We start from the raw sequence: 939 nt of genomic DNA, 5'->3' as shown, positions 1-939 counted from the left end.
GCTGATGCCGCCGCTGACGTGGAACGTGCGGGCCGACGACGCGCAGGCGATCCTGACCGCCGCCGCCACCGCGATCCGAGCGGGCCTCGCGGTGCCACGTCCGCTGGCGGAGGTGATCGCCGACGGCGACGCGCTCCCGCCGCAGCCGCTGGCCCCGCCCCCGCCCGCCGAACTGGGCAACCCGGACGGCCGGATCGACCAGGCGGTCACGTCCGGCATCGCCGCGGCCGTCGGCCGGCTCAACGGACTCTCGGCGGCGCTGACCACCGACACGCGCACCGGCCTGACGGGCACCCAGTACACCGCGCCGCTGCGCGAGGACATGCTGCGCGCGCTCAGCCTGGCCGTGCCGCCCGGTGCCCGCAACGGGCTTGCGCAGCAACGGCTCTCGCGTGTCGCGGAAACCGTCGACGACCTGTTCGGCGCGGTCACGGTCGTCAACCCCGGCGGCGCCTACACCTTGGCGACCGAGCGCAGCCCGCTGCCGCTGGCACTGCGCAACGACCTGCCGGTCCCGGTGCGGGTGCGCCTGCAGGTCGACGCCCCGCCGGGCATGTCGGTGACCGACATGGGTGTCATCGAACTCCCGCCGGGCTTCCTGCCGCTGCGGGTGCCGATCGAGGTGCACTTCACCCAGCGGGTGGCGGTCGACGTCGCACTGCAGACCGAAGACGGGCTGCCGCTCGGCGAACCGGTGCGGCTGTCGGTGCACTCCAACGCCTACGGCAAGGTGCTGTTCTTCATCACGCTGACCGGCGGCGCGGTGCTGGCACTGCTGGTCGGCCGGCGGCTGTGGCACCGGTTCCGCGGCCAGCCCGACCGTGCCGACCTCGACGACGACATCGACAGCGAGCCGTCCGACCCGCTGGACACCGCGATCCGGCACGCGCCCGGCGCGGATTCCGACGCGAGCCGGGTGGGCCGCGCGTCACCGGGCGA

The 939-nt window shown here is 74.8% G+C and carries 1 protein-coding gene; it reads left to right on the top strand.

Translation table 11 applies throughout. The annotated features are described in order from the left end of the window. On the top strand, positions 1-939 hold a 939-nt coding region (locus Q2100_RS31110), incomplete at both ends, for a DUF6049 family protein (protein WP_302917107.1).

This window comes from Mycolicibacterium arseniciresistens, from assembly GCF_030519285.1.
Classification (GTDB): Bacteria; Actinomycetota; Actinomycetes; order Mycobacteriales; family Mycobacteriaceae; genus Mycobacterium; species Mycobacterium arseniciresistens.
The sequence above is the reverse complement of the archived record's forward strand: the minus strand, read 5'-3'. Positions and strand labels throughout refer to the sequence as shown.